The following is a 25,466-nucleotide window of genomic DNA, read 5'->3' on the forward strand; positions in this document are numbered from 1 at the left end:
CACCCCGGGCATGAGAGTTACATCATGTTGGTGAAGGTTCTGGAGATGACGTCCTGCTGCTGCTCGCGGGTCAGGGCGTTGAAGCGCACCGCATAACCGGAGACCCGGATGGTCAGGCTGGGGTACTTGTCCGGATTCTCGATGGCATCCAGCAGCATCTCGCGATTCATCACATTGACGTTGAGGTGCTGACCCCCTTCCACATCCCGCTCATGATGGAAGTAGCCATCCATCAGCCCCACCAGATTGTTCTCGCGATTGGCCGATTCCTTGCCGAGCGCCCCCGGCACGATGGAGAAGGTGTAGGAGATCCCGTCCTTGGCGTATTTGAACGGCAGCTTGGCTACCGAGGCGAGCGAAGCAACCGCCCCCTTGCGATCCCGACCGTGCATCGGGTTGGCTCCCGGTGCAAACGGGGCACCGGCGCGGCGGCCATCCGGGGTGTTGCCAGTCTTCTGGCCATACACCACGTTGGAGGTGATGGTCAGGATCGACTGGGTCGGTACTGCATTGCGGTAGGTCGGCAGCGCCTGGATCTTCTTCATGAAGCGCTCGACCAGATCGCAGGCGATGGAGTCGGCCCGCTCGTCGTTGTTGCCGTACTGGGGATACTCCCCCTCAATCACGAAATCGACCGCCAGCCCATCCGCATCGCGCACCGGCTTGACCCTGGCGTACTTGATGGCCGCCAGCGAATCGACCGCTACCGATAGACCGGCGATACCGCAGGCCATGGTGCGATAGACGTCGCGATCGTGCAGCGCCATCAGCGAGGCCTCATAGCTGTACTTGTCGTGCATGTAGTGGATCAGGTTCAACGCGCTGATGTACTGCACCGCCAGCCAATCCATAAAGCTGTCGAGGCTGGCCATGACGGTCTCGTAATCCAGCACCTCGTCCATGATGGGCGCCACTTTCGGGCCGACCTGGATCTTCAGCTTCTCGTCCACGCCACCGTTGATGCAGTAGAGCAGGGTCTTGGCCAGATTGGCACGGGCCCCAAAGAACTGCATCTGCTTGCCGATCACCATAGGGCTCACGCAGCAGGCGATGGCGTAGTCATCGCTCTCGAAGTCGGTGCGCATCAGATCATCGTTCTCATATTGCAGGGATGAGGTATCGATGGAGACACGGGCGGCATAGGTCTTGAAGGCCCGCGGCAATCCTTCCGCCCAGAGGATGGTGAGGTTGGGTTCGGGCGCTGGCCCCATAGTCTTGAGGGTGTGGAGGTAACGGAAGGAGTTCTTGGTCACCAGAGTACGACCATCCAGCCCCATGCCACCAATGACCTCGGTCGCCCAGATGGGATCGCCGGAGAAGAGGGAGTCAAACTCGGGGGTACGCAGGAAGCGTACCATCCGGATCTTCATGATGAAGTGATCGACCAGCTCCTGGGCATCCTGCTCGCTGATAAGCCCCGCCTTCAGATCCCGCTCGATATAGATGTCGAGGAAGGTAGCGGTACGGCCGAGGGACATGGCGCCACCGTTTTGCGACTTCACCGCTGCCAGATAGGCAAAGTAGAGCCACTGGACTGCCTGCTGCGCCGTGCGCGCCGGCCCGGAGATGTCAAAGCCATAGCTGGCCGCCATCTGCTTGATCTGCACCAATGCCCGCTTGTGCTCGGCCAGCTCCTCGCGCTGGCGGATCACCTGCTCCAGCTGCTCTCCCCGCTCGAGCGCCGGTTGCAGATCGGCAAACTGCAGCTCCCGCTCACGGATTAGATAATCTATTCCATAAAGCGCGACCCGACGATAATCTCCAATAATGCGACCACGGCCGTAACCATCCGGTAAACCGGTCAAAACTCCCGATTTTCGGCAGCGCAACATCTCGGGAGAGTAGACGTCGAACACGCCCTGGTTATGGGTTTTGCGCAATTCGCTGAAGGTATATTCAAATTCGGGATCCATCTCCCGGCCATATGCTTCAAAAGAGCTGCGGATCATATTTACGCCGCCAAACGGGTGCAGTGCTCTTTTAAGGGGCTTGTCGGTTTGCAGGCCAATAATCTTTTCCAGCCCCTGCTCGATATAACCTGGCCCGTGGGCAGTAATGGTCGTGGCAATATTGGTATCAAAATCGACCGGTGCGTGGGTGGCATTCTCGATACGAATCCCCTCCATCACCTTGTTCCACAAAGTGGTGGTCGCTTCGGTGGCATCCGCTAAAAACTGTTCATCACCTTCATAGGGGGTATAGTTCTGCTGGATAAAATCACGGACATTGATCTCGTGCTTCCAGTTTTCACCGGCAAAACCTTGCCACGCCTGACGGAATTTATCCTGATCCAATTGCATATCAACTTTCATCAAATAAACCTCATTCACTACTCATGACACTACAGTGGAAGATGTCAGACGCACTCGGCCTGACGAACATGCTGCCCCAGACGAATGGCATCCAGCGCGATCATTTTCTCTTCATTGGTGGGAATAACCGCCGCCAGCACCATGGACTCTGCCGCCGAAATTACCCGGCAGCCCTCGCTATTGGGACGCTGGTTAAACGGCTCGCTGATCGCTACGCCAAATACCTGAAGTCGTTCGCATACCAGCTTTCTGATAAAGGCCGAGTTCTCGCCGATCCCGCCGGTGAAAATAACGGCATCCAGCCGGCGCAATGAGGTGGCATGGCCGCCGATATGGCGGGCAATACGGTGGACAAAGGCGTGAATGGCCAATTTCGCCCCGGGATGTCCTTCGTGATAGGCAGCTTCCAATACCCGCATATCGGAGGAGAGTCCCGAAATACCCAGCAGGCCGGACTGCTTGTTCAATACCCGTTCGATATCCTCGATGGATTGACCTGTCTTGCTGGCGATATAGGCCAGTGCACCAAAATCGATATCGCCGCTGCGGCTGCCCATGATCAATCCCTCCAGCGGCGTCATCCCCATCGAGGTATCGACGCTCTTGCCATCCTGTACCGCACAAATAGAGGCGCCATTGCCCAGATGAGCGATGACCAGACCGGCATGCTGCTCATCCAGCCCCATGAATACGCAGGCCTGCTCGGCAACATAGCGATGGGAGGTGCCATGGAAGCCATAGCGGCGCACGCCGTAATCCTGCAGATATTGGTAAGGCAGCGCATAGATATAGGCTTCCGGCTTCAGGGTCTGGTGAAAGCCGGTATCAAAAACCGCAATTTGGGGCTGGTTGGGAAATAGCTGGCGGGCGGCCATCACGCCGCTAAGATTGGCGTGGTTGTGCAACGGGGCCAGTGGCGAGACCTGCCTGATTTTTGCCAGTACCCGCTCGTCAATGATGGCCGCTTCGCTGAACTCATTGCCGCCATGGGCAATGCGATGGCCCACCAAGGTGATGGCATCGAGTAAACCGCGCAGTTTCAGCTCTTCGGCGATCGCCGCCAGTGCACAGCTATGGTTGTTTTCCGGCAAGGGGGTGGCCGGGTTTTTATCAATTTTCAGCTGGGGATGTTCGGTCTCGATGCCATCGGCCATGCCGGAGATCACTACCTCGCAGGTTTTACTATCCAGTACCGAGAATTTGACCGACGAAGAGCCGCAATTGATAACCAGAACCAACGAATCAAACTTCATTACATCGCCTCGAGATTAATAGTGTCGAGTCACTGCAGTCAGGGCATTTCGCCATAAACAGAAAGTCAAAAAACGGCAAGCCTTACCCAGGGCCCACATAATTGTGGACAACGAAGAATCGGTTATTGCTCATGTCTGACTGCACCATCCAGACCCCGTCAGGGGGGCCTGAATGGTTGATGACTTGCAGAAAAGGTTTTCAGAACAGCTTGGAAACTATATTCAGGATGGTCAGCACACCGATGATAGTGACAAACAGGTTGCTGGCCTGACCTTTATATTTTGCAAGTGCCGGTGTCTTGCTCACCGCATACATCGGCAGCAGACAGAGCAGGGAAGCGATGATTGGCGCCCCCATTGCCTCAATCAGGTCGAGGATGTTGGGGTTCACATAAGCGACCAGCCAGGTCGAACCCATGATGAACAACATACTGACCATATTGAGTTTTTTACTGGAAACCTTGCTCTTGTCGCCCTGGTAGCCAAAGCGGAGGATAAGGCCGTTCAACCCTTCCAGCGTCCCCAGATAGTGGCCAAAGAAGGATTTGAAGATGGCAACCAGCGCAATGATGGAAGCGGCATACTCCAAGGTGGTGGCAAATGCAGACTTGCTGCCAGCCAGCGAGGAGAAGTGGTTGGCCAGATAGGAGAGCACCGGAATATTCTGGGCCTTGGCTTCCGCCATATTTTGCGGCGACAGGGTAAAGAGGCAGCTGAAGGCAAAGAACATCACCACGGCAACCATCAGCATGCTGGCACCGGAGATAATCTTCGAGCAGCGCTTCTCGGTAAAATCACGCCCGAACTCCTGCTCATACTCTTCCCGTTTGGAGACAATGAAAGAGGAGACAATCGGCGAGAAGTTGAAGGAGAAGACCATGATGGAGATCCCCAGCCAGACGGTAACCAGAATACCATCGTGACCAAACATCGATATCTCGCTCAGATTGACCTGATCAAAGACGGCACTGTTCCAGTACGGGACGAGGGAGAGAGAGATAACGATCAGACTGGCAATAAAGGGAAAGACCAGATAGCTCATCACCTTGACCATCAGATCTTTACCGAAGTAGATCACGAATGCCATCAACATCAACAATGCCAGTGCAACCACACCTCGATTAAGCGGAACCAACTGTAGTTGATGCTCCCAAAATGCCATAAAGGTATTGGTGATCGTCACACCATATATCCACAGCAGTGGGCAGATGGCAAAGAAATAGAGGAAGGTAATTACTACCCCACCCATTTTGCCAAAATGTTCTTCAACGGTCTCGGTAATATTTGCCGATGGATTACTACCAGAAAGGCATAGTCTGGCCAACGCTCTGTGGCAATAAAATGCAATGGGGTAAGCCAGCACCAGCATGATTAATATTGGGATCAGGCCACCATATCCGGCCCGGATTGGAAAGAACAAGACCCCCGCCCCGATAGCAGTACCGAACAGACCTAATCCCCATGTGGTATCCGATTTACGCCATGCACGCGTATTCTCTTTACTGCCGGTGACAACACTGTCTAATATCATGACTGCATTCCTTACAGGCTAAATTGACGAATATTGTTCTGTTCGATAATTTCGGCGATCCGGGTCAGATCAATATTGCCACCCGAAATAATGCTGACGGTCTTTTTACCTTCGACATAATGTTTCAGCTTGCCACTGAGCAGCGCTGCCGAGGCCAAAGCTCCCGCTCCTTCGGTAATCACCTTGTTGCGCTGAATAAGGTCAACCATGCTATGACGAATATCATCCTCGGTGACCAGTACAATATCATCCACCAATTGTTTGACGATTTCGAAGGTCAGTGAACCGGGTCTTGCCACATCACAGCCATCGGCCAGCGTGCTGCTGGTTCTGTGATTGGTCATGGTACCGGCATAGAAAGAGGCCGCCATACCGTGCACATTCTCGGATTGCACACCAATCACCTTGATGGTCGGATTAATAGATTTGATAGCCATGGCAACACCGGCAATCAAACCACCGCCACCGATCGGCACTATGATGTTATCGACATCATACAAATCTTCGATAATTTCCAGGCCAATGGTGCCCTGGCCGGCAATCACTTTTGCATCGTCGAAAGGAGGGATAAATACGCGGCCTTCCATCTCCACGATTTCGCTGACTTTGGCAATGGTGTCATTGAAGCTATTTCCATGGAGGATCACTTTGGCTGAATAGTCACTGGTTGCAGCAATTTTGGATTTGGGGGCACAGCAAGGCATGACCACCTTGGCATCAATTCCCAGCATAGCACTGGAGAGTGATACACCTTGGGCATGATTGCCCGCCGAGCAGGCGACAACACCTTTTTGTCGATCTTCCAGACTTAATGAACTGAGTTTGTTGAAGGCACCACGAATTTTAAAAGAGCCTGTACGTTGCATGTTTTCAAGCTTGAGGTAAACCTCGCCATGGCAACGTTCGCTGATGTAGTTAGAGGGTAGTTGCGCGGTCTTGTATATATGATTGGTCAGTCTTTTTTTGGCTTCAGTAATATCATGAAGACCAATGGGCAGATTGCTATACATCTTCATCGCAAATCTCTTTTTATTTATTAATTTGTAGGGTTTTATTTCACAGGGCGAAGCGATACTAGGTTCTATCACTTGCAATTAATGTGAGCATAAACACAAAAAAATCTACAAAGAGACTGCGTTACGGTGAAATTATCAAAAAATGTGATGGCAGCAACACTTGAATCCAAATGGATTAAAAAAAGTAATCAGATATTGGCAATTAATATAATTAACAACTCAAAAACAAAGCCGTAAAGATTAGATTTTTCAGGGCAATTACGTTGCTTTTTGCAACCGGCAATCAGTTGCTTGCCTGCCAGAACCGGGACAATAAAAAAGGGAGCCTATAAGGCTCCCTCTCGACAACACAGAACCGATTACTCGGCTGCAGCATCATCTTTCTTGTACTTGGCAGCAGTCTCTTTGATCAGAGCCTGCAACTCGCCAGCCTGGAACATCTCGATCATGATGTCACAGCCGCCGATCAGCTCACCCTCAACCCACAGCTGGGGGAAGGTCGGCCAGTTGGCGAATTTTGGCAATTCAGCGCGGATATCCGGATTTTGCAGGATATCAACGTATGCAAACGGCTCGCCGCAGGACATCAGAGCCTGGGAGGCCTGGGCAGAGAAGCCACAGCTGGGTAGCTTGGGGGAGCCCTTCATGTAGATGATGATGGGGTTGTCAGCCAGCTGCTGCTTAATCTTTTCAATAGTTTCCATAGGTGCCTCACTAGAGCGATTTCGGCGGCCATTCTACTGCAATCTTGCCCGAGCACAAACTGACAAAGGGGTGACCCGGCTCGAATTGCGCAAAGAACCCACACAGGATTGATCGCGATCATGGCGCCAATCAAGAGTTGTTAGGCCATCTTTGATACTGCTACAATCCCTTGGCTTTGGGCTACCCAGCCCCATCATTTTAAAAACAACTCTTTTCACATATAGAAAAGAGTACGCAATGTCTTGCAACCGTCGCCTTCGCACGGTCCAGCCAATGGAGAGTAGAAAATGGCATTCGAACTTCCCGCTCTGCCCTATGCAATCAACGCTCTGGAACCGCACATCTCCCAGGAAACTCTGGAATATCACCACGGCAAGCACCACAACACCTACGTGGTCAACCTGAACAATCTGGTGCCGGGTACCGAGTTTGAAGGCAAGTCTCTGGAAGAGATCATCAAGACCTCCAACGGCGGCATCTTCAACAACGCCGCCCAGATCTGGAACCACACCTTCTACTGGCACTGCCTCTCCCCGAATGGCGGTGGCGAGCCGACTGGCGCCCTGGCTGATGCCATCAACAAGGCATTCGGCTCCTTCGCCGAGTTCAAAGATGCCTTCACCAAATCAGCCATCGGCAACTTCGGTTCCAGCTGGACTTGGCTGGTGAAGAAAGCTGACGGCTCTCTGGCTATCGTCAACACCTCCAACGCTGGCTGCCCGCTGACTGAAGCCGGTACCACCCCGCTGCTGACCGTTGACCTGTGGGAGCACGCCTACTACATCGACTTCCGCAACCTGCGTCCGAAGTACATGGAAACCTTCTGGGCTCTGGTTAACTGGGAATTCGTGGCCAAGAATCTGGCTGCCTAATCAGCCTCGCTTGCCAAAACGCCCCGCACTGCAGGGTAATGCAAGTCAGTTAAGAGAATTTGAGTCCCAACCCGCGGGGTATAAGGGCTAACGAGTGAGGGAGGCATGATGCCTCTAATGCCAGTCAGTTAAGCCTGACTGGCATTGTTTTTATTGGCTTTTTTTCACACTATACCTCTGTGGTCTTGGCTTCACGCAGCGGGGGTAACTTCGCTCCCTTCGTTCCGGCAGCACAAACTGGCCCGCTTGTTTCTCCAGGTCAGCTACCAGCTTCGGGATAGTACCCGGTGATAGGTACGGCATGCAGCTCAGTTCATGGATAAGATAGACCGACGCCATGTGAAAACTCAGCTGACTCGCTGTGTATCCCTTTAGACTCGCCGCCATCTTCACCATCTGGCTACGCAGCAGGTTGTACGCCAACAACACGCCCCACAGCTCTTGCCGTATCCCCGCCGCCTTCTTGCTGCGCAGGGTCAGCCGGTGTTGTTGCAGGCTGTGCTTCATCTCCCGATAGCCCAACTCGATTTCCCTGCGGTGGCTGTAGAGCTCAACGATGTCGGCGCCCGGGAAGCGCATCGGGTCGACCATTGAGGTCAATAGTTGGCGCTCCTTGCCATTGATGTGGCGGGTCAGCAAGCGGGCTTCCACTGTATCCGGCAGGTGCGGCCACTTCTTCCTCGCCTGTGGACTGGTTTTCAGCAAGACCAGCACATCCTGGCGCCCCAGCTTGCGCACCACCTCGTATTGCGTGCCCCTTTTGAGCGGCAGCAGCCAGTGCCGCTCACTGCCAGTGGTTTGCCATGCGTGGAGCAGACCGAGAGAGTAAAACCCCTTGTCGAACAGGGTGAGCGAGTGGTCCGGCGTGCGTGCGACAAGCTGTTCGGCCAGCACCATCTCGCTGACGGCGCAGCTCTCCATGACCGCTTGTACAAGCAGGTGGCTGGTCAGCTCCATCTGGCAGAGCATGCGTACCTGCGGGTAGGTGGTCTCCCCATGCTGGGTACCGGGCTTGGCAAAGGCAGCGGCATTGTCCGGGGTATCAGGCGTGCGCCACATCACGCCATCGACGGCGAGCAGTTGCAGCCCAACCCAACCGGGGTGGTTGGCCTGCTGGTGCCAGCGCGAGGCGGTCTCGTGAAACAGGCGTTCGATGCTCTTGTCCCCCAGTTTTTGGCGAGCTTGCAGAAAGGCGCTGGGGGCGACGAAGGGGCGGTCGCCGGGCAAGAGGATATCGAGCTGATTGACCAGCTGGGTCATGGGGACGTGGCGGAAGATAGCCATGCCAATGATGGCCCAAACCAGACGCTCCATGGGCATACGGCGGCGACGCAGGGTCGCGACATCCTCTTCGGCGAGCAGCGTTGTGATGAGCTCGGGAGCAATGAGGTCTGAGAGTGACTCAAACTGAGCTGCATTGCTGGCGTGGAGGAAATCGAGAGCATGAGCGATACGCATAAAAAATCCGAAACCAATCAACAGGTTTCGGATTTTCACACAGCAGAAGGATCGGTCAATGGACCCTTAACTGATCGGCATTAGGCATGATGCCTCCCTCTTTTTATTGCATGCCAGTCAGGGCAAGGGTTGGAGCCAAATTGACTCTTTAATCATGGTGCTACTTTTGACATTCAACATCTTGAATATTTAGCCACAAAAAAGCGCTTAAATGACTGGGATTACGCACTGCGGGGCGTTTTTTTATCTCGATATGGCTGCGTAAATGAATAAGGCGCCCGCAGGCGCCTTTTACATATCGAGATAGCCCGTTTACTGGTCCAACTCGTCCATATATTCATCCAGATTGGCATCGTCGGCCTGCTCTTGCTGAGACGCTTTCAGCTCGGTCTGCTTGCCCGTCACCTTGCCCTGGTTATATTGCAGGTAGAAGTCCTTGGTCAGCGCATAAGGATCGAGGGAGTTGTCGATGATCCGCTCCTGATCGATCAGCTTGGCACGTGTGCCCAAGCCATCCAGTGCCCAGTGTGCAACCTTCATCGGGAAGGTTAACAGGGCATAGGGGAAGTAGAAGCTGTCAATCGCATCGCCAACCAGCTCCCGGGTGGTAGTCGGGCCGTAGACAGGCACCATGATGTAGGCACCATTACCGATATCGGCCCTGCCCAGCACTGTGTCCATCTCCAGCTTGTTGCGCTCGAGGCCGGCATGTTTGGCCACATCGAAGATACCCAGCAGACCGACCGTGGTGTTGAGGGTAAAGCGCCCCAGGTTGGTGCCCGCCCCCTTCAAATCACCGGTGATCAGATGGTTCACCATGCTGCTTGGCTCATCAAAGTTGGCAACAAAGTTGGCAATGCCATCCTTCACCCCTACCGGAATGTAGCGGGCATAGGCATGTACCACAGGACGTGCCACATAGGGTTCCAGCACATCATAGTTGACCGCCCACATGGCCCGGTTGGCCCCCTGGAAGGGATCGCGGGGATCGGCCGCCGTACTAGTGGCACCCGGATTATTCATGCCGGGATTGAGATCCAGACTCTCTGGGCCAGGCTTGGGTGGGCCACCGGCACAGCCAGCCAGCAAGAGGGCTGCCAGTATGGCCCCTGAACGAAGATACATATGATTGTCCTGACGTTTTATTTTGATTTATCAGAAGTATAGATAACCCGGCCCCTATCCAGGGGCCGGGTTATCCAAAGGCATATTAGAGGGCGTGATCGATGCGGATGTCAATCGGAGCAGCAGGGATCTCGGCCGTCTTAACCGGCACGGATACCCCTTCGAAGGCTCCTTCCTTGTTCATCACATTGCCACCGCGCGAGAGACGCGCCTTGAACTGCAGCTCCGGATAGGCCGCCAGTTTGCTGCCTTCCATCATGGCATCGCCATCCCCGAGTGACAGGGTAACAGGCAAGGTTGGCCCTGCGATACGCTTCACGGCGATGGGCATGGGCGGCCCGTTGGGCACCACGGCAAAGACGAAGAGATGGGCATCTTCCGGCATCTGAATGCCCGCCGCCAACGTGACGTGGATGGGGAATTCCCCCTCCTTCACCGCCAACGGTTGTCCCTCAACTGCGCCCGCTTTGGCTGCGCCTGAATTCGTCACCTCGATGCCGCGCTGCTTGAGCTGCGCGCGGGCGTACTCCATGGAGCGCTCGACCATCACGTAACGGGGGGTACCTTTCTCCATCAGTGGCAACATCGCCTGCCAGCGAGCCAGCGCGGTCTGGAAGTCCTCTTTTTGCAGCGCCATAAAGGCATAGACGGAGCGTGCTTCGATATTGTCCGGATCCTGCGCGATAGCCGCTTGCAACAGGGCATCCGCTTGCGCCTCATCCCCCGTCATCATCAGCGCCTGCGCATAGGGCACCGCCACCAGCGACTTCTGGGGGGCCAGCGTGTAGGCCCGCTCCAGCGCCTCGCTGGCCATCTCGGGATCATTGCCATCCAGCGCCAAGCGTCCCAGCAGCAGCCAGCCGCGGTAGTCGTTCGGTTCATCCTTGAGGCGGGTACGCAGTGCCAGCGTGAAATCCAGCAGATCCTGCTCGGTCACCTGGGCATCCCGCTCCACCAAAATACGATTACTCAACTCTCCAAGACGGCTGCTGGCATCTTGCCAGCGACTCACCTCTTGCCAGGAGCCCAACTTGTAGTAGAGCCCCAGACTCACCACCAACAGCACCAGTACACCAGGGATCCAGATCAGACTCTTGCCACTGCGGGCGGTCTGCTCCACATCGGGAATATCATCCAAGAGACTTCGTTGCAGCTCGACCAGCGAGTCAGACTCCTCAGCCAGGACACCCTGCTCGCGCTCTTCGCCAATCTCCAGCAGCCGCTGGCGATAGAGCTGTTTGTTGAGCGCCGAGCGACTGATGCTCTGTTTGCCTTCACCACGCCACAGCGGCACGACGAGCGCCAGACTCACCAGCACCAGCAAGCCCGCAATCACTATCCAAAAAGCGGTCATTGTTTCTCTTCCTCTTTGAGCAGCTCGGCCAGTCGGCGCTGCTCCTCCTCGCTCAAGGCGTTATCCAGTTGTTTTTTCACCGCAGGGGGCCGGCGACTGCGCATCACGACCACGGCGCCACCGATCAGGATCACCAACAGCGGGCCGAGCCAGAGGATCAGGGTGGAGGCCATCAGGGGCGGGTTATAGAGGATAAAGTTGCCGTAGCGGGCCACCATGTAATCCACGATCTCCTCTTTATCCTTGCCCTCGCGCACCATCTGGTAGGTCTTGTCGCGCAAGTCCTTGGCCAGCCCCGCATTGGAGTCGGCGATATCCTGGTTCTGGCACTTGGGGCAGCGCAGCTCCTTGGTCAGTTCGCGAAAGACCTGCTCCTGATTGTCGTTGTCGAAGGTGTAGACATCGATAGCGGCCATGGCGGGTGCTTGCACCACCCATCCCAGCAACAGCAGCAGGGAAGCAATAAATACTCTCATCAGGACTCCCCTCACTTCATGGCATCAAAGATGGGTTTGAGGGTCGACGCCCAGTTCTCGGGGTTGATATCCCCCACGTGGCGATACCGGATGATCCCCTTGCTGTCGATAAAGAAGGTCTCCGGCGCGCCATATACCCCGAGATCCAGCCCCAGCATGCCGTCCGGATCATAGAGGTTGACTTGATAGGGGTTGCCCAGCTCAGCCAGCCATTTGATCGCCTTGTCGCGCTCATCCTTGTAGTTCATGCCGATGATGGGAATACCCTGCCCTGCCAGCTGTTTGAGGTAGGTGTGCTCGCCGTAGCAGGTCGGGCACCAGGTGGCCCAGACGTTGAGCAGCATGGGGCGACCGGTCAGGATACTGCGATCGTGCTGCTTGTTCAGATCGTAAATGTCCTGCAGGGTGAACACCGGCACCTCTTTGCCCACCATCACGGACTCAAGCTTGGTGGGATCGGAGTAGAGCCCTTTGAACAGGAACACCGCCCCCAGCAAAAAGACGATAAAGGGGATTAAAAACAACCAGGTCTTTTTGTTCATGCCTTGGCCTCCTCCTCACGACGGCCGAAACGGTAACGCTTGTCCAGCATCGCCAGCACGCCACCAATGGCCATAAAGACGCCGCCGAACCAGATCCAGCGCACGAACGGCTTGTAGTAGATCCGCACCGCCCAGGCACCGTTGTCGAGCTGTTCCCCCAGCGCCGCATAGAGATCGCGGGTGATACCGGCATCGATGGCCGCTTCGGTCATCGGCATCCGGCTCACCTTGTACATCCGCTTCTCGGGCTTGAGCAGGGCGACCTGCTCGCCATTGCGGTGCACTTCCAGCACGCCCTTGAAGCCATCGTAGTTGGGGCCGTTCTTCTCCTTGATCCCGGCAAAGACGAACTCGTAATCGGCAAAGTGCACCCGATCACCCGCCTGCATCCGCAGATCCTTCTCGATGCTGTAGTTCTGGGTGCAGGCGATACCTATGATGCTGACTGCCAGCCCCACATGGCCGAGGATCATGGCCCAGTGGCTGTTGCCAAGCTTGCGCACACCGACTGCAAAGCTGTGCTTGTGGGTAGCACGCGCCCAGGTCTCCTGCACACTGGTGACGATGATCCAGGCCCCCAGACCAATCCCTACCGCCGCCCACGGCTTGAAGGTTTCGGCAAAGAGCAGCGGCAACAGCAAGGCTGCGGCCAGACTCAGCACCAGTGCCACAACCACCTTGCTTTTGAGTTCCCCCAGCTCCTGACGACGCCAGCGAAACAGCGGGCCAACCCCCAGCAGCAGGGCAAACGGGATGATCAGCCAGCTGTAGATGTGGTTGAAGAAGGGAGTACCGATAGAGATGCTCCCCAGCCCCAGCTCCTTGTGCACCAGCGGCAGCAAGGTACCGAGCAGCACGGTCAGCAGACCCGCCACCAGCATGATGTTGTTGCAAAGCAGCAGGGTCTCGCGGCTCCACAGCTCGTGTTTGCCGTGGCTCTTCACCTGCGAGCCTTTGAAGGCAAACAGCAGCAAGGATGAACCGATCACCGCCAGCAGGAAACCGAGAATAAACAGACCGCGGGTCGGATCGGAGGCAAACGCATGGACCGACACCAGCACGCCGGAGCGCACCAGGAAGGTACCCAGCAGGCTCAGCGAGAAGGCGGAGAGGGCCAGCAGCACGGTCCACGCCTTGAAGGTGGCGCGCTTCTCGCTCACCGCCAGCGAGTGCAGCAGAGCGGTACCCGCGAGCCAAGGCATAAACGAGGCGTTTTCTACCGGATCCCAGAACCACCAGCCGCCCCAACCGAGCTCGTAGTAAGCCCACCAGGAGCCGAGCACTATGCCGAGGGTCAGGAATACCCAGGCCGCCATGGTCCATGGTCGCGACCAGCGGGCCCAGGTCGCATCGAGACGGCCGGTCATCAGCGAAGCTATGGCAAAGGCAAACGCCACCGAGAAGCCCACATAACCCATGTAGAGCATAGGCGGATGGAAGATGAGACCCGGATCCTGCAGCAGCGGATTGAGGTCACGGCCATCTACCGGGAAATAGGGCAAAGTGCGGGTGAAGGGATCAGAGGTGAACAGCACGAACGCGGTGAAACCGACCGAGATCAGCCCCAACACGCCGAGCACCCGGGCCACCGCATCGAGCGGCAGACGGCGGCTGAACATGGCTACCGCCGCAGTCCAGCCACCCAGGGTCAGTACCCACAGCAGCAGGGAACCTTCGTGGGCCCCCCACACCGCCGAGATACGATAGGCGAGCGGCAGCAGGCTGTTGGAGTTAGTGGCCACATACTGCACGGTAAAGTCGTTATCGATAAAGGCCCAGGTCAGGCAGAGAAACGACAGCAGCAGCAACAAAAACTGGGCATAGGCGAGCGGACGGGCCGCCGACATCATGCCAAGACGCCCCCAACTGGCGCCCAGTAGTGGGTAGCTCCCCAGCAGCAGGGCGGTGGCAAAGGCCAGGATCAGCGCAAACTGACCTAATTCCGGGATCATGAAGGCATTCCTTTCAATTGAACGGTGACAACAGCCGCACCACGCACGGCAGGCAAAGCGAAAAAGGCAAACACCAGAGGGATCACTGCTTGGCTCCCTTCAACTGCGCCTCGGTATACTCCGGCTTGAAGTGCATGCCGTTGGTGGCATCGGCCACTTCCGGCGGCATGTAGTTCTCATCGTGCTTGGCCAACACCTCGAACGCCTCTACGGTCGTGGCATCCTTGAGGGTGCCCTGGGCAACAATCCCCTGCCCTTCACGGAACAGATCCGGCAGGATGCCGTCAAACTCGACCTTCACCAGATGACCGCCGTTATCAACCAGCTTGAAGGCAACCTTGAGGCTCTGGGGATCCCGCTGCACCGACCCCGGCACGACCAACCCACCGATGCGCAGGCGCTGCCCCTCTTCCGGCTTGATCTTGTCCGGCCCCTTCCCCTCCACCAGCTCGCTCGGGGTATAGAAGAGGTCGATATTCTGACTGAGGGCGTAGAGCACCAGCCCGCTGACGGTCGCCAGACCCAGGGTGATGGCGAGAATGATGGTGAGGCGTTTTTTGCGTCTCGGATTCATAGGGTGTTCTCCATCTGCTGGGCCGCCTTGCGACGGGCCTCACGCGCCTGCTTGCTGCGCAACTCACCGAGCAGGCTGCGGGTTTTCATGCGGGTAGAAATGATGATGCCGACCAGACACACCAACGTCAGGCCAAAAGAGAGCCAGACATAGAATGCGTAACCGCCCATCGCCATAAAATCACTGAAAGAGGCAAAGTACATGCTTACTTCTCCTGCTCTGCAATCTCTTTGACCCAGGGGCGATGCCACTCCCGCATCAGGAGTTCATTACGAAAACGCATCAGGGTCAGGGCCCCGAGAAACGCGGCAAACGCCAGGATCATGATCAGCAGCGGCCAGAGCATCTCGGGTGAAATGGAGGGTTTGTCAAATTTGGTGATGGTGGCCCCCTGATGCAAGGTGTTCCACCACTCCACCGAGTAGTGAATGATGGGCAGGTTGATCACCCCAACCAGTGCCAGAATGCCGGCCGCACGGCCAGCGACCACCTTGTCGCTAAAGGCGTTGTAGAGGGCAATCACGCCGAGGTAGAGAAACAGCAGGATCAGCTCAGAGGTGAGCCGCGCATCCCACACCCACCAGGTTCCCCACATCGGCTTGCCCCAGGCGGCACCGGTAAAGAGGGCAATAAAGGTAAATACGGCGCCGACCGGCGCAATGGCTGCAACCGTCATGTCCGCCATCCGCAGTTGCCACACCAGGCCGATAAAGGCGGCCACCGCCATGGTGGAGTAGGCTCCCATGGAGAGAATGGCGGAAGGCACGTGGATATAGATGATCCGGAACGAATCTCCCTGCTGGTAATCCGCTGGCGCAAACGCGAGGCCCCAGACAGTACCGATCACAAACGAGAGCAGACTAATCACCGCAAACCAGGGCAACAGCGTGCCTGCCAGCTGATAGGCCCGCTCCGGTTTGGCATAAGGGTGCAACCATTTCCACATAGCTCACAAAACCTTTTTGTTATTAATCGTTTGGCGAGGCCTACCATACCGACCGCAGGGCAGCATCAAATACCCCGAAAGCAATAAGCGGCACTCTCCTTGATCCATCGCAACATTATTTTTTGCAAAAAGACTCCGTTCGGAGCCAAATCCGGTTCAGCTCACGGCCATCAGTTGAGGCTGACCCGCAACGCCGCCGACACAGCCAGCGGCGTCAGTGTCAAAGCCCCCACCAGCATGGCGGCCAGAATGGCAAGCTGCCCGCCATAGGGCAAGCTCATCCCCGCAGCATCGATGGCTGAGGTGGCAAAAATCAGTACCGGAATATAGAGCGGCAGGATCAGCAGACTGAGCAGCACCCCGCCTTTGCGCAATCCCACCGTCAACGCAACCCCGACCGCGCCGAGCAGACTCAATACAGGAGTGCCCAGTGCCAGCGTCGCGACGACAGCCAGATAGGTGTTCATATCCAGCGACAGCAAAATCGCCAGCAAGGGAGAGATCAGCAGCAGCGGCAAGCCGGTCAGCAGCCAGTGAGCGACCACTTTCGCCAGCGCCAGCAAGCCCAGCGGGTGTGGCATCAGCATCATCTGCTCCAGCGCGCCATCGGCAAAGTCGTCGCGAAACAGCCGCTCCAGCGACAACATGGCCGCCAATAGCGCCGCCACCCAGATAATCCCCGGGGCAATACGGGCCAGCAGTTTGGGCTCCGGGCCAATGCCTAACGGAAACAGGGTGATGACGATGAGGAAAAACCAGAGCGGATTGAGAATATCGGAACGCTGGCGCAGAGCCATCAGCAGTTCACGGTGAATAAGGTGCATAACAGCGCGCAACATGGCGTTACTCCTGCAATGTCGAGGCGAAGGGGGTCAACGAGATAGTCTTCAGCCGTCCCTGCATCAGGGTCAGATCCTGATGGGTGGTGAGGATCACCATGCCGCCCCGCTCGGCGTGTTCCAGAAAGAGCTGCTCGAGCACCTTGACCCCTTGCTTGTCGATGGCGGTAAAGGGCTCATCGAGGATCCAGAGTGCCGCTTTTTGTGACAGCCAGAGTCTGGCCAGAGCCACCCGGCGTTGCTGACCGGCAGAGAGTTGCCCGGTCGGGTTCTCTTCAAACCCGGCAAGCCCTACCCGGGCCAATATCTGCCACAAGTCCGTCTCTGTCTGCTGCGGGTGATGCAACTGCTGGTAGAACTTCAGATTTTCAAAAGGGGTCAGCGCCGCTTTGACGCCCGGCTGATGGCCGAGATAGAGCAGATTGGCATGATACTCATCGCGACAGTGACGAATATTCTCCCCATTCCAGCACACTTCACCGGCAAACGGCTGCGACAGCCCGGTCAACAATCGCAACAGGCTGGTCTTGCCAACCCCGTTGGGCCCTTCAATTTGCACCAGATCGCCGGGCGCAACAGAGAAAGAGAGGTGTTCAAACAGAGTGCGATCTTCGCGCACGCAGCTCAGATTGTTAACTTGAAGCAGCATGGGGATTTTTTCAGAGAAAATGAAGCGGTCTGCATCTTAACACAGTATTGGAATACGTCTTTTCAAAGATGCAACAATTGAACTGACTGGCGACCAGGATCACAAAGAAAATACGGTAGAAACTACTCGCTCAACGCTGCTGGGGGAAAAGCGGCTGCACGCCATAAAATTCAGGAAGGCAATTGCCTTCCTGAATCATCAAGAGCGACCTTTTCGCAACGATATCAAGAGCTCGGCCTCTGCCTTTGGCAACTCGCACTCACTCATGACTTCATCAAGATCGGCGCCCAGTTCGACCATCTTTGCCGCTCGGCTGTAGAGCCTGCGTTCGGGATCCTGCATGGTCAGCTCTTGCTGGCGCTCATTGACCTGCTGCATCGCCCCTTCCACCGACTGCAGACGCTGCCCCATGCCAATAGCACCGGTATGGAGTTCCATCATCTGCTTGCGCAAGCTTTCCAACTGACCTTGCAGGGTTGCCACACTGGCCTCGGACTCCTGCTTGCTGCGCTTGCTCTTGAACCAGATATAAGAGGCAAACGCCAAGGCAATCAGGGACATCCCCAAGGCAACCATCTCGATTATCAAAACATCACCTTACTTATCAGAGGGAACCGATATCTTCCCACTCTTCATCGGAGAGCAGCTTGTTCAAGTCAACCAGGATCAGCAGTTGCCCATCACGGTTGCTCACCCCCTGAATAAACTTGGCGCTCTCTTCAGTACCGACCGCAGGTGCCGCATCGATTTCGGAAGAGCGCAGATAAACCACTTCTGCCACGCTGTCGACCATGATGCCAATCACCTGCTTCTCGGCCTCGATGATCACGATCCTGGAGTTTTCACTCACATCACCGGAAGGCAGACCGAAACGGGAACGGGTATCGATGACAGTCACCACATTGCCACGCAGGTTGATGATCCCCAGTACGTACTCAGGCGCACCCGGCACCGGTGCAATTTCGGTGTAGCGCAACACCTCCTGAACCTGCATCACATTGATGCCATAGGTTTCGTTTTCCAGTTGGAAGGTTACCCATTGCAGCACTTCATCTTCGGCCAGATTCTGTGCAATATTGCGCTTTTCTGTCATGTTTTTATTCCTTTTATGAAAACGTCTACTGCTAAAACTAGCAATAAAACAGCTCGATTGCAGAAGTTATCAGCGACCTTCTATGTTAACCCCACGCTCCAGTAACAGGAGCAGTTCGCGGACGTGTAACAGGGCACACATTTTTTCTTTGACCATGCCCGCCAACCAGGGGCGCTTGCCCTCCTGATGGCGCCATTTCACCTGGTCACGATGTAACAATTCAGTCCCTTTGAGATGATGGCAGGCTAATCCCCACGGCGATTCACCAAGCATAATCAGATACTTGTAATCATCCATCTCAAGATGCTGACCCGGCATGACCCACTGGGCAGTATCGACCACATTCATCTTCTGCTCGCGGGAGGTCATGATCCCCTTGTACCAGCCCGGTTGGCCAAACAGGGAGGTGATCTCGCCCAGCTGATGAATACCACCCAGCTCGGTCAACGGCACCGCAAACGTCACACCCGCGACTTCAAAGAAAAGGGCCTGAAACTCTTTACCGGTATCGATATTTTCCCAAGCAATAGGTTCAATGGCCTCTACCGGAGCAACCTCCAGCGCCGTCTCGGTCAGGATAGTAGTATGGGGCTCTGCAACCTCGGGGAGCAGCGCCTCCGCAGGCCATTCAGGCTCCACCGGCAACAGTGACTCCTCCGCCACAATCTCCAGCGGTGCGGTGAGAGTCGCTTCCTGGGTGAAGGCGTCATTCTCAAACTGGACTTGTCCCACCTGAGCCAACAGCTCACCGAGCTGGGCAAGCCGTGGATCGCTTTCGAGGTAAGGTGCGGCGACTACCTCGGGGACGCTTTGGGGCTGACGTTGCAACTGTAAAACAGGGGCAGATTGAACCTCTTCCACCTCATCCAGCACCAGTGGCTCATCGAGCAGTAGGGAGTGGAAATAGTCATCCATCGCCCGAACTTGAATGGTATCTCTCATGCCGTCACCTCATGAACCCGTTGCCGCTCAAGGGCATCAAGATGGTTGAGCAGCGTTTCATATGCATAGGTTCCACGACTCCCAGGAGAATAGATAGACGGGGGGATATGCAGCAAGCTGGCATCCCGAAACTTGGTATCAATAGGGATCACCGCATTCCACACTGAATCTCCATATTGATCCTTGATCGACTTCAAGGTCATCAGAGAGGCACGGGTGCGCTTGTCGAACATGGTCGGGATCACGGTATAACGGAACTTGTCACGCTTGGAACGCTGCATGATCTCGAATGTTTTCATCATCCGCTCCAACCCCTTGAGGGCCAGAAACTCGGTCTGGACAGGCACCAGAATGCGATCGCAGGCAGCCAGCGCGTTGACCATCATCACCCCCAGCACTGGCGGGCAATCGATCAGCACGTAATCATATTGATCCTGAATGCGCAGCAGTGCCCGCTTCAGTACCAGTCCCATCCCCTCACGATTGCCCATCACCCGATCAAGGGTCGCCAAAGTAATAGATGCTGGCAGTAAGTTGATATTTTCAAACTTGGTCTTGAGCGTCAGTTTATTGACAAGCTCGGCTGTCGGTTTGACAGCTTGAAACAACTCATAGAGGGTTCCATCCAGGCGATCTGAATCAAAATCAAGATATGCAGTCAGCGAAGCATGGGGGTCGGTATCAATCAACAGCACCCGCTGGCCACGCTGGGCCAGGATCCCCGCAAGCGAGACCACTGTGGTGGTTTTACCCACACCACCTTTCTGGTTGGCAACCGTCCAAACAATCACTGTATCAATCCTGCCTTGTTGTTATGCGTATGCCACCACCGGGCAAGGTGATCACCTTTATCTCTCCTGCATCCACCGCCTGCTGTACAGCAGGAACCGGTTCAGCAACTACCGTCGGTGTTGCAACCACAGGTGCCGGCGGCACCCAGGCAAATTTGGAGATAGCGACCACAACCTTGCGATTCTGCAGTCTGCCCTGCTCGCTGCCGTTGTCAGCAAAGGGGGAAAACTCGCCATATGCCTCGAACGCCAGACGCTGAGGGGCTATCCCATCGGCAATCAAGCCATTGAGTACCGCCTCGGCCCGAGCAGCAGAAAGCGCCCAGTTAGAACGATAAATTTCATTATTTATCTGTTGGTTATCGGTATAACCCCGAACCCTTACATAGTTATCGACCGGTTTAAGAATACTTGAAAGAGTATTAATGACCGGTGCAGCGTTTGGTCCCAAAAAGGCACTGCCGCTGCCAAACAACAAGCCTGAACTGAGTTCAACCGTCAGCCAGTTCTCATCTTGCGTCAGTTTGACGATACCGGCATCCACCAGCGAGCCCATGCTCTGTTGCAACTGCATATCAAGTTTCGCAAGTGTCGTGCCATCTTGCAGTACTGGCACTCCAGAAATGGGAGCAAGTGAAGGAGAGGGGGATGCTGGGCTTTCCAGCAACGATGGAGAGGCAGATACCGGGTTATCCAGGAGGGAATTACCCTGCCCTTCAAGCAAGCCATTGCCGCCAGACTGCATGACACTGAACGCCTGGCTCATACCATCAATCACCGCGCGATACTTGTCCTTGTTCACCAGCGCAACAGAGTAAAGCACCACGAACAAGGCAAAGATCAGCGTCATATAATCGGCATAGGAGACCAGCCAGCGGTCAAGATGCTCGCGCCCCTGCAAGTGCAACCGATAGCGCTTGCGCATGGCTACTCTCCTTTCAAATAGGCCCTAAGCCGGCGTTCAACCTGCAAGCCGTTTTCACCATGAGCGATAGCCAGCAGCCCTTCTAGGGTCATCTCCTGAAAGAGTGCATAGTGATAGTGAAATGCGCGTAGCCGATTGGCGATAGGCAGGTAGATGAGGTTGGCAAACCCCACTCCATAGATGGTTGCAACAAATGCCACTGCGATCCCCGCCCCCAGCGCTGATGGATCTTCGAGATGAAACATGGCCTGGATCAACCCCAGCACGGCACCGATGATCCCGATAGTCGGACTGTACCCCCCCATAGCTTCAAATACCCTGGCGGCATGTTCATTGCGCTCCTGCTCAATATCGATATCGGCTTCGAGCAACATGCGAATATCCTCCGTGGAGACCCCATCGACAATCATGCCAAGCCCTTGGCGAGTAAAGTTGTCTTCCTCCTGCTCGGCCTGATTTTCAAGGGCCAGCAGCCCTTGCTGGCGCGCAAAGACGGCCCATGACTGCAACCGTTCGGCCTGCGCCGCGAGATCTTGGTGGGGAGGGGTAAAAATCCATAACAGCTGGCGCAACGCCAGCAGAATGTACTTGGCAGGAGTCTGCAACGTGACGGCACCGACAGTACCGCCCAGCACGATCAGAAAAGCAGGCCCGTCCACCAGCGTCAACAGGGAGCCGCCATGCCACAGTTGGGCAATGGCAATAGCCCCCAATGCCAGGAGCAGACCGAGCAAGCCCATGATTAGCGCCCCAACTCAACCAGAATACGCTGGGCCACCTTGTCCAGAGGGAGTGATTCGCTGGCAATTCCCGCTTTGGCTACTGCTTGGGGCATCCCATATACCACGCAGGAAGCCTCATCCTGAGCCCAGATGGTTGATCCCTGTTCTTTCAGCAGTCTGGCGCCATCACGGCCATCAGCCCCCATACCGGTCAGCACAATCGCCAATACCTTGTCGGCATAGGTCTTGGCCGCAGAGGCAAAGGTGATGTCCACACAAGGCTTGTAATTTACCTTGTCGTTGCCATCCACGATGCGAATGCGGGCCCCTGCACCACGACCTTCCAGCAGCATCTGTTTGCCACCTGGAGCAAGATAGGCATGCCCTGGTTTAAGCACATCGCCATCTTCCGCTTCCTTGACGCCAATCTGACATAACCCGTTGAGACGAGCAGCAAACGCGGCAGTAAAAGTGGCTGGCATATGCTGGATAAGCAGGATGGGATGGGGAAAATCCCCCGGCAACTTGGTCAGCACATTTTGCAAAGCAACAGGTCCGCCGGTAGAAGTACCGATCGCCACCAACTGATAACTCTTGCCACTGCGCTTGAATGAAGCACTTGGCACAGTGCGTTGCAGGTCAGGCTGACGATCAGGAGTTCTGGGCGCTATGCTGCCCAGAGGAGCACGAGCAACCGGTTCAGGTGCTTTGGGACGAGCAGTGGATGTCATCAGGAAGCGCTTGCGAGAGATCTCCTTCACCCGTTGTTGCAACAGTCTGACCGCTTCATCTTTGTCTCTGGCAATGTCCTCAAACTTCTTGGGCAAGAAGTCGAGTGCACCGGCGTCCAGCGCATCAAGCGTAGCCTTGGCCCCTTCATGGGTCAGGGAGGAGAACATCAGAATGGGGGTTGGGCACTTGGCCATGATCTCCCGCACCGCACTGATGCCATCCATCACGGGCATCTCTATGTCCATGGTGATCACATCAGGGCGCAGCGACATAGCCTTGTCCACCGCCTCACGTCCATTCTGGGCCGTATCAATCACCGTCAGCATGGGATCCTGATTGATGATCTCGCTCACCCGACGGCGAAAGAAGCTCGAATCGTCGACAACTAATACCTTGACTGCCATTGTTGTTTTTCTAACTCCTTGGGCCTGAGCTATTAATGTCTACGCGCATATGCTTTGAGCAGACTCGGCACATCCAAAATAAGAGCAATTCCGCCATCACTGGTAATCGTCGCCCCGGCCATGCCAGGCGTACCTTGCAGCAGGTTATCGAGTGGCTTGATCACCACCTCTTCCTGACCAATCAGACTGTCTACCACAAACCCGATTTGCTGAGTGCCAATCTGCACGATCACCACATGTCCGGTATCCTGGCGTGAACGCTTGTTGGCGCCACGAATCAACCATTTGTGCAGATAGAAGAGCGGAATCGCCTTCTCGCGCACAATGATGGTGAGCTGGCCATCAACCATGTTGGCCTTTTTCAGATCAAGATGGAAAATCTCGTTCACACAACCAAGGGGAAGTGCGAAGGTCTGCTCACCCACTTCAACCATCAGAGTCGGCAGAATGGCTAGCGTCAACGGAACCTTGATTTCGAGACGGGTACCTTTCCCCCAAGTGGAATCTATGTGCACTGACCCATTGAGGCTGACAATGCTGGTTTTAACCACGTCCATTCCGACACCACGGCCAGATATATCGGAGATCTCGGCCTTGGTTGAAAAGCCCGGAGCAAAGATCAGGTTATAGGCATCATTGTCGCTCATGCGAGCGGCAGTATCTGCATCCAGAACACCGCGACTGATTGCGATGGACTTGAGTTTCTCAGGATCCATCCCTGCCCCATCATCCTCGATGCAAAGCAGAATATGGTCACCTTGCTGGGAGGCGCTAAGGGTGATCGTCCCTTGCCGCGGCTTGCCCGCTTTCTCCCTCACATCCGGCATTTCGACCCCATGATCGCAGGAGTTGCGAACGAGGTGAACCAGAGGATCGGCGAGCGCCTCCACCAGGTTTTTATCCAGATCTGTCTCTTCCCCCACCATCACCAGCTCAATCTCTTTCTTGAGGGTTCTGGCTAGATCACGCACCACGCGCGGGAAACGACCAAATACCTTCTTGATTGGCTGCATGCGGGTTTTCATCACCGCACCTTGCAGGTCAGCCGTTACCACATCCAGATTGGCAACCGCCTTTGACATCTCTTCATCATTGCTGGCAATACCCAGGCTCACCAGCCGATTACGAACCAGTACCAACTCGCCTACCATGTTCATGATGACATCGAGAGTCTTGGTATCCACCCGCACCGTCGTATCGCTTTGCACGGCACTGTTTTCTACTGGCGCAGGCGCCGCCTTGGCGGCAGGCGCTGGTGCTTTGGCTGCTTCGGCAGGTTTTGCGGGAGCAGCCGGTGCAGGTTTGGCTACAGGAGTGGCCGGTTTGGGCGGAGTCACCGCAGCAGGTGCGGCAGGTGCGGCAGGTGCGGCAGGTGCGGCAGGTGCGGCAGGTGCGGCAGGTGCGGCAGGTGCCAGAGTACTCTGAGGCCCTTGGCCACGGCCATGCAATTCATCAAGCAGACGCTCAAACTCATCATCATCGATAAGCTCGTCCACCTCTTTTTGCACCGACTTCAGAGGATTTACCTCTGGCGCCCCCATGTGCTGTCCCTGACCATGCAGCTGATCCAGCAAGGCCTCAAACTCATCATCGGTGATATCGCCAGAGCCACCCGCTATCGGGGCTGCTGCAGCCGTCTTGGTCGGAGCCCCACCCACGCCGTGGAGCTCGTCCAGCAGACGCTCGAATTCGTCTGCAGAAATTTCATCGATCGAGCCGCCGCCATTGACAGGAGCAGGTTCGCTGCTGATGGCTGCGGGTTCAACAACTTCTGGAGCAACTTCTTCAACAACTACCGGTACTGCAGGTTCAGATTCTACAGCCGCAGCCGCACTGGTAGCAGTGCGCAGTTGCTCTTCCCCTTCCGGCTTGCACAACTCGTGGAGGTCATGAAGCAAATCATCTGACGCAGGGCTGGGTGCTTCGCGATTTTGAACCTGGGCGAACATGACATTGATGGCATCCAGCGCTTGCAGGATTACATCCATCAGCTCCGCAGTAACGGTTCGCTTGCCATTACGCAAGATATCGAACACGTTTTCCGCACCGTGGCATACATCAACCAGTTCACCGAGCGACAGAAAACCAGCCCCCCCTTTCACGGTATGGAAACCGCGAAAGATGGCATTCAACAGGTTCTTGTCATCGGGCCGCTTTTCCAAGTCGACCAGTTGTTCAGACAACTGTTCCAATATTTCGGATGCTTCGACCAGAAAGTCTTGCAGTATGTCTTCATCAACTTCGAAGGCCATG

Annotated in this window: 24 protein-coding genes and 1 pseudogene; 1 reads left to right on the plus strand and 24 read right to left on the minus strand. The window is 55.7% G+C overall.

Annotation, left to right across the window (positions count from 1 at the left end):
• Window positions 1–17: 17 nt before the first annotated feature.
• The 5 genes from pflB to I6L34_RS04295 all read right to left on the minus strand — a co-directional run bounded on the left by pflB (window position 18) and on the right by I6L34_RS04295 (window position 6,816).
• The gene (pflB, locus tag I6L34_RS04275) at window positions 18–2,312 is read right to left on the minus strand and encodes a formate C-acetyltransferase (RefSeq protein WP_216955864.1); all 2,295 of its coding nucleotides are present in this window, start codon (window positions 2,310–2,312) and stop codon (window positions 18–20) included.
• A 44-nt stretch (window positions 2,313–2,356) separates the two neighbouring features.
• On the minus strand, window positions 2,357–3,565 hold the full coding sequence (gene tdcD / locus I6L34_RS04280; protein ID WP_216955868.1) for a propionate kinase: 1,209 nt from the start codon (window positions 3,563–3,565) through the stop codon (window positions 2,357–2,359).
• Between the two features lie 199 nt (window positions 3,566–3,764).
• A complete protein-coding gene (gene tdcC / locus I6L34_RS04285) occupies window positions 3,765–5,096 on the minus strand; it encodes a threonine/serine transporter TdcC (protein WP_216955871.1) in 1,332 nt (443 codons plus the stop codon).
• Window positions 5,097–5,107: 11 nt separating this feature from the next.
• On the minus strand, window positions 5,108–6,112 hold the full coding sequence (gene tdcB / locus I6L34_RS04290) for a bifunctional threonine ammonia-lyase/L-serine ammonia-lyase TdcB (RefSeq protein WP_005334660.1): 1,005 nt from the start codon (window positions 6,110–6,112) through the stop codon (window positions 5,108–5,110).
• A gap of 359 nt (window positions 6,113–6,471) precedes the next feature.
• A complete protein-coding gene (locus I6L34_RS04295; protein ID WP_005353650.1) occupies window positions 6,472–6,816 on the minus strand; it encodes a Grx4 family monothiol glutaredoxin in 345 nt (114 codons plus the stop codon).
• Window positions 6,817–7,104: 288 nt separating this feature from the next.
• On the opposite strand from I6L34_RS04295, the gene sodB reads away from it, so the two are divergent.
• A complete protein-coding gene (gene sodB / locus I6L34_RS04300) occupies window positions 7,105–7,689 on the plus strand; it encodes a superoxide dismutase [Fe] (RefSeq protein ID WP_005334664.1) in 585 nt (194 codons plus the stop codon).
• Window positions 7,690–7,817: 128 nt separating this feature from the next.
• Here sodB and I6L34_RS04305 read toward each other — a convergent pair.
• From I6L34_RS04305 to I6L34_RS04395, 19 genes and pseudogenes are all read right to left on the minus strand, one after another.
• A pseudogene (locus tag I6L34_RS04305) lies at window positions 7,818–9,147 on the minus strand (IS4 family transposase).
• A 312-nt stretch (window positions 9,148–9,459) separates the two neighbouring features.
• Window positions 9,460–10,272 (minus strand): VacJ family lipoprotein, encoded by an 813-nt coding sequence (locus I6L34_RS04310; protein WP_005334673.1) that lies wholly within the window; start codon window positions 10,270–10,272, stop codon window positions 9,460–9,462.
• An 85-nt stretch (window positions 10,273–10,357) separates the two neighbouring features.
• Window positions 10,358–11,626: a c-type cytochrome biogenesis protein CcmI gene (gene ccmI / locus I6L34_RS04315; protein WP_019444735.1), complete on the minus strand. Its 1,269-nt coding sequence runs from the start codon at window positions 11,624–11,626 to the stop codon at window positions 10,358–10,360.
• Window positions 11,623–12,102, minus strand: coding sequence for a cytochrome c-type biogenesis protein (locus tag I6L34_RS04320; RefSeq protein WP_017788562.1), 480 nt, complete (start codon window positions 12,100–12,102; stop codon window positions 11,623–11,625). Before I6L34_RS04320 ends, ccmI begins: the two co-directional genes overlap by 4 nt.
• A gap of 11 nt (window positions 12,103–12,113) precedes the next feature.
• Window positions 12,114–12,644: a DsbE family thiol:disulfide interchange protein gene (locus tag I6L34_RS04325; protein WP_005353655.1), complete on the minus strand. Its 531-nt coding sequence runs from the start codon at window positions 12,642–12,644 to the stop codon at window positions 12,114–12,116.
• A complete protein-coding gene (locus I6L34_RS04330) occupies window positions 12,641–14,596 on the minus strand; it encodes a heme lyase CcmF/NrfE family subunit (RefSeq protein ID WP_076491433.1) in 1,956 nt (651 codons plus the stop codon). The genes I6L34_RS04325 and I6L34_RS04330 overlap by 4 nt, the downstream gene beginning before the upstream one ends.
• An 82-nt stretch (window positions 14,597–14,678) precedes the next feature.
• Complete coding sequence (gene ccmE, locus I6L34_RS04335) at window positions 14,679–15,170, minus strand: cytochrome c maturation protein CcmE (RefSeq protein ID WP_005334685.1); 492 nt, start codon at window positions 15,168–15,170, stop codon at window positions 14,679–14,681.
• Complete coding sequence (gene ccmD / locus I6L34_RS04340) at window positions 15,167–15,373, minus strand: heme exporter protein CcmD (protein ID WP_120415658.1); 207 nt, start codon at window positions 15,371–15,373, stop codon at window positions 15,167–15,169. Before ccmD ends, ccmE begins: the two co-directional genes overlap by 4 nt.
• Window positions 15,374–15,375: 2 nt before the next feature.
• On the minus strand, window positions 15,376–16,116 hold the full coding sequence (locus I6L34_RS04345; protein WP_005334687.1) for a heme ABC transporter permease: 741 nt from the start codon (window positions 16,114–16,116) through the stop codon (window positions 15,376–15,378).
• Window positions 16,117–16,286: 170 nt separating this feature from the next.
• Window positions 16,287–16,955: a heme exporter protein CcmB gene (gene ccmB / locus I6L34_RS04350; protein ID WP_005353658.1), complete on the minus strand. Its 669-nt coding sequence runs from the start codon at window positions 16,953–16,955 to the stop codon at window positions 16,287–16,289.
• A 4-nt stretch (window positions 16,956–16,959) separates the two neighbouring features.
• A complete protein-coding gene (gene ccmA, locus I6L34_RS04355) occupies window positions 16,960–17,604 on the minus strand; it encodes a cytochrome c biogenesis heme-transporting ATPase CcmA (protein ID WP_058058386.1) in 645 nt (214 codons plus the stop codon).
• A gap of 198 nt (window positions 17,605–17,802) precedes the next feature.
• Window positions 17,803–18,180 carry a DUF2802 domain-containing protein gene (locus I6L34_RS04360; protein WP_005334692.1) on the minus strand — a complete coding sequence of 126 codons (378 nt, stop codon included), beginning with the start codon at window positions 18,178–18,180 and terminating at the stop codon, window positions 17,803–17,805.
• 28 nt (window positions 18,181–18,208) lie between these two features.
• Window positions 18,209–18,697 (minus strand): chemotaxis protein CheW, encoded by a 489-nt coding sequence (locus tag I6L34_RS04365; RefSeq protein ID WP_005298836.1) that lies wholly within the window; start codon window positions 18,695–18,697, stop codon window positions 18,209–18,211.
• A gap of 69 nt (window positions 18,698–18,766) precedes the next feature.
• Entirely contained in the window at window positions 18,767–19,639 is an 873-nt protein-coding gene (locus tag I6L34_RS04370) for a chemotaxis protein CheW (RefSeq protein ID WP_058055738.1), read from the minus strand.
• Window positions 19,636–20,430, minus strand: coding sequence for a ParA family protein (locus I6L34_RS04375; protein ID WP_005334696.1), 795 nt, complete (start codon window positions 20,428–20,430; stop codon window positions 19,636–19,638). The genes I6L34_RS04370 and I6L34_RS04375 overlap by 4 nt, the downstream gene beginning before the upstream one ends.
• Before the next feature lie 4 nt (window positions 20,431–20,434).
• Complete coding sequence (locus tag I6L34_RS04380; protein WP_058055737.1) at window positions 20,435–21,355, minus strand: flagellar motor protein MotB; 921 nt, start codon at window positions 21,353–21,355, stop codon at window positions 20,435–20,437.
• A gap of 2 nt (window positions 21,356–21,357) precedes the next feature.
• Window positions 21,358–22,095 (minus strand): flagellar motor protein, encoded by a 738-nt coding sequence (locus tag I6L34_RS04385; RefSeq protein WP_019444726.1) that lies wholly within the window; start codon window positions 22,093–22,095, stop codon window positions 21,358–21,360.
• Window positions 22,096–22,097: 2 nt separating this feature from the next.
• Window positions 22,098–23,213 (minus strand): chemotaxis response regulator protein-glutamate methylesterase, encoded by a 1,116-nt coding sequence (locus I6L34_RS04390; RefSeq protein ID WP_019444725.1) that lies wholly within the window; start codon window positions 23,211–23,213, stop codon window positions 22,098–22,100.
• Window positions 23,214–23,245: 32 nt separating this feature from the next.
• Window positions 23,246–25,465 (minus strand): chemotaxis protein CheA, encoded by a 2,220-nt coding sequence (locus tag I6L34_RS04395; protein WP_058055736.1) that lies wholly within the window; start codon window positions 25,463–25,465, stop codon window positions 23,246–23,248.
• Between the last annotated feature and the right edge of the window lies 1 nt (window position 25,466).

Source organism: Aeromonas sp. FDAARGOS 1404, assembly GCF_019047085.1.
GTDB classification, from domain to species: Bacteria; Pseudomonadota; Gammaproteobacteria; order Enterobacterales; family Aeromonadaceae; genus Aeromonas; species Aeromonas veronii.

Excerpts from the sequence above, each read along its gene's own strand:
- ccmD (WP_120415658.1), bottom strand. The coding sequence starts at position 15,373 with ATGTACTTTGCCTCTTTCAGTGATTTTATGGCGATGGGCGGTTACGCA.
- I6L34_RS04390 (WP_019444725.1), bottom strand. The coding sequence starts at position 23,213 with ATGGCAGTCAAGGTATTAGTTGTCGACGATTCGAGCTTCTTTCGCCGT.
- sodB (WP_005334664.1), top strand. The coding sequence starts at position 7,105 with ATGGCATTCGAACTTCCCGCTCTGCCCTATGCAATCAACGCTCTGGAA.
- ccmA (WP_058058386.1), bottom strand. The coding sequence starts at position 17,604 with ATGCTGCTTCAAGTTAACAATCTGAGCTGCGTGCGCGAAGATCGCACT.
- tdcC (WP_216955871.1), bottom strand. The coding sequence starts at position 5,096 with ATGATATTAGACAGTGTTGTCACCGGCAGTAAAGAGAATACGCGTGCA.
- tdcD (WP_216955868.1), bottom strand. The coding sequence starts at position 3,565 with ATGAAGTTTGATTCGTTGGTTCTGGTTATCAATTGCGGCTCTTCGTCG.
- ccmE (WP_005334685.1), bottom strand. The coding sequence starts at position 15,170 with ATGAATCCGAGACGCAAAAAACGCCTCACCATCATTCTCGCCATCACC.
- I6L34_RS04370 (WP_058055738.1), bottom strand. The coding sequence starts at position 19,639 with ATGAGAGATACCATTCAAGTTCGGGCGATGGATGACTATTTCCACTCC.
- I6L34_RS04365 (WP_005298836.1), bottom strand. The coding sequence starts at position 18,697 with ATGACAGAAAAGCGCAATATTGCACAGAATCTGGCCGAAGATGAAGTG.
- I6L34_RS04320 (WP_017788562.1), bottom strand. The coding sequence starts at position 12,102 with ATGAGAGTATTTATTGCTTCCCTGCTGCTGTTGCTGGGATGGGTGGTG.
- I6L34_RS04330 (WP_076491433.1), bottom strand. The coding sequence starts at position 14,596 with ATGATCCCGGAATTAGGTCAGTTTGCGCTGATCCTGGCCTTTGCCACC.
- I6L34_RS04380 (WP_058055737.1), bottom strand. The coding sequence starts at position 21,355 with ATGCGCAAGCGCTATCGGTTGCACTTGCAGGGGCGCGAGCATCTTGAC.
- I6L34_RS04295 (WP_005353650.1), bottom strand. The coding sequence starts at position 6,816 with ATGGAAACTATTGAAAAGATTAAGCAGCAGCTGGCTGACAACCCCATC.
- ccmI (WP_019444735.1), bottom strand. The coding sequence starts at position 11,626 with ATGACCGCTTTTTGGATAGTGATTGCGGGCTTGCTGGTGCTGGTGAGT.
- I6L34_RS04325 (WP_005353655.1), bottom strand. The coding sequence starts at position 12,644 with ATGAACAAAAAGACCTGGTTGTTTTTAATCCCCTTTATCGTCTTTTTG.
- tdcB (WP_005334660.1), bottom strand. The coding sequence starts at position 6,112 with ATGAAGATGTATAGCAATCTGCCCATTGGTCTTCATGATATTACTGAA.
- I6L34_RS04345 (WP_005334687.1), bottom strand. The coding sequence starts at position 16,116 with ATGTGGAAATGGTTGCACCCTTATGCCAAACCGGAGCGGGCCTATCAG.
- I6L34_RS04385 (WP_019444726.1), bottom strand. The coding sequence starts at position 22,095 with ATGGGCTTGCTCGGTCTGCTCCTGGCATTGGGGGCTATTGCCATTGCC.
- I6L34_RS04310 (WP_005334673.1), bottom strand. The coding sequence starts at position 10,272 with ATGTATCTTCGTTCAGGGGCCATACTGGCAGCCCTCTTGCTGGCTGGC.
- I6L34_RS04395 (WP_058055736.1), bottom strand. The coding sequence starts at position 25,465 with ATGGCCTTCGAAGTTGATGAAGACATACTGCAAGACTTTCTGGTCGAA.
- I6L34_RS04360 (WP_005334692.1), bottom strand. The coding sequence starts at position 18,180 with ATGGTTGCCTTGGGGATGTCCCTGATTGCCTTGGCGTTTGCCTCTTAT.
- ccmB (WP_005353658.1), bottom strand. The coding sequence starts at position 16,955 with ATGTTGCGCGCTGTTATGCACCTTATTCACCGTGAACTGCTGATGGCT.
- pflB (WP_216955864.1), bottom strand. The coding sequence starts at position 2,312 with ATGAAAGTTGATATGCAATTGGATCAGGATAAATTCCGTCAGGCGTGG.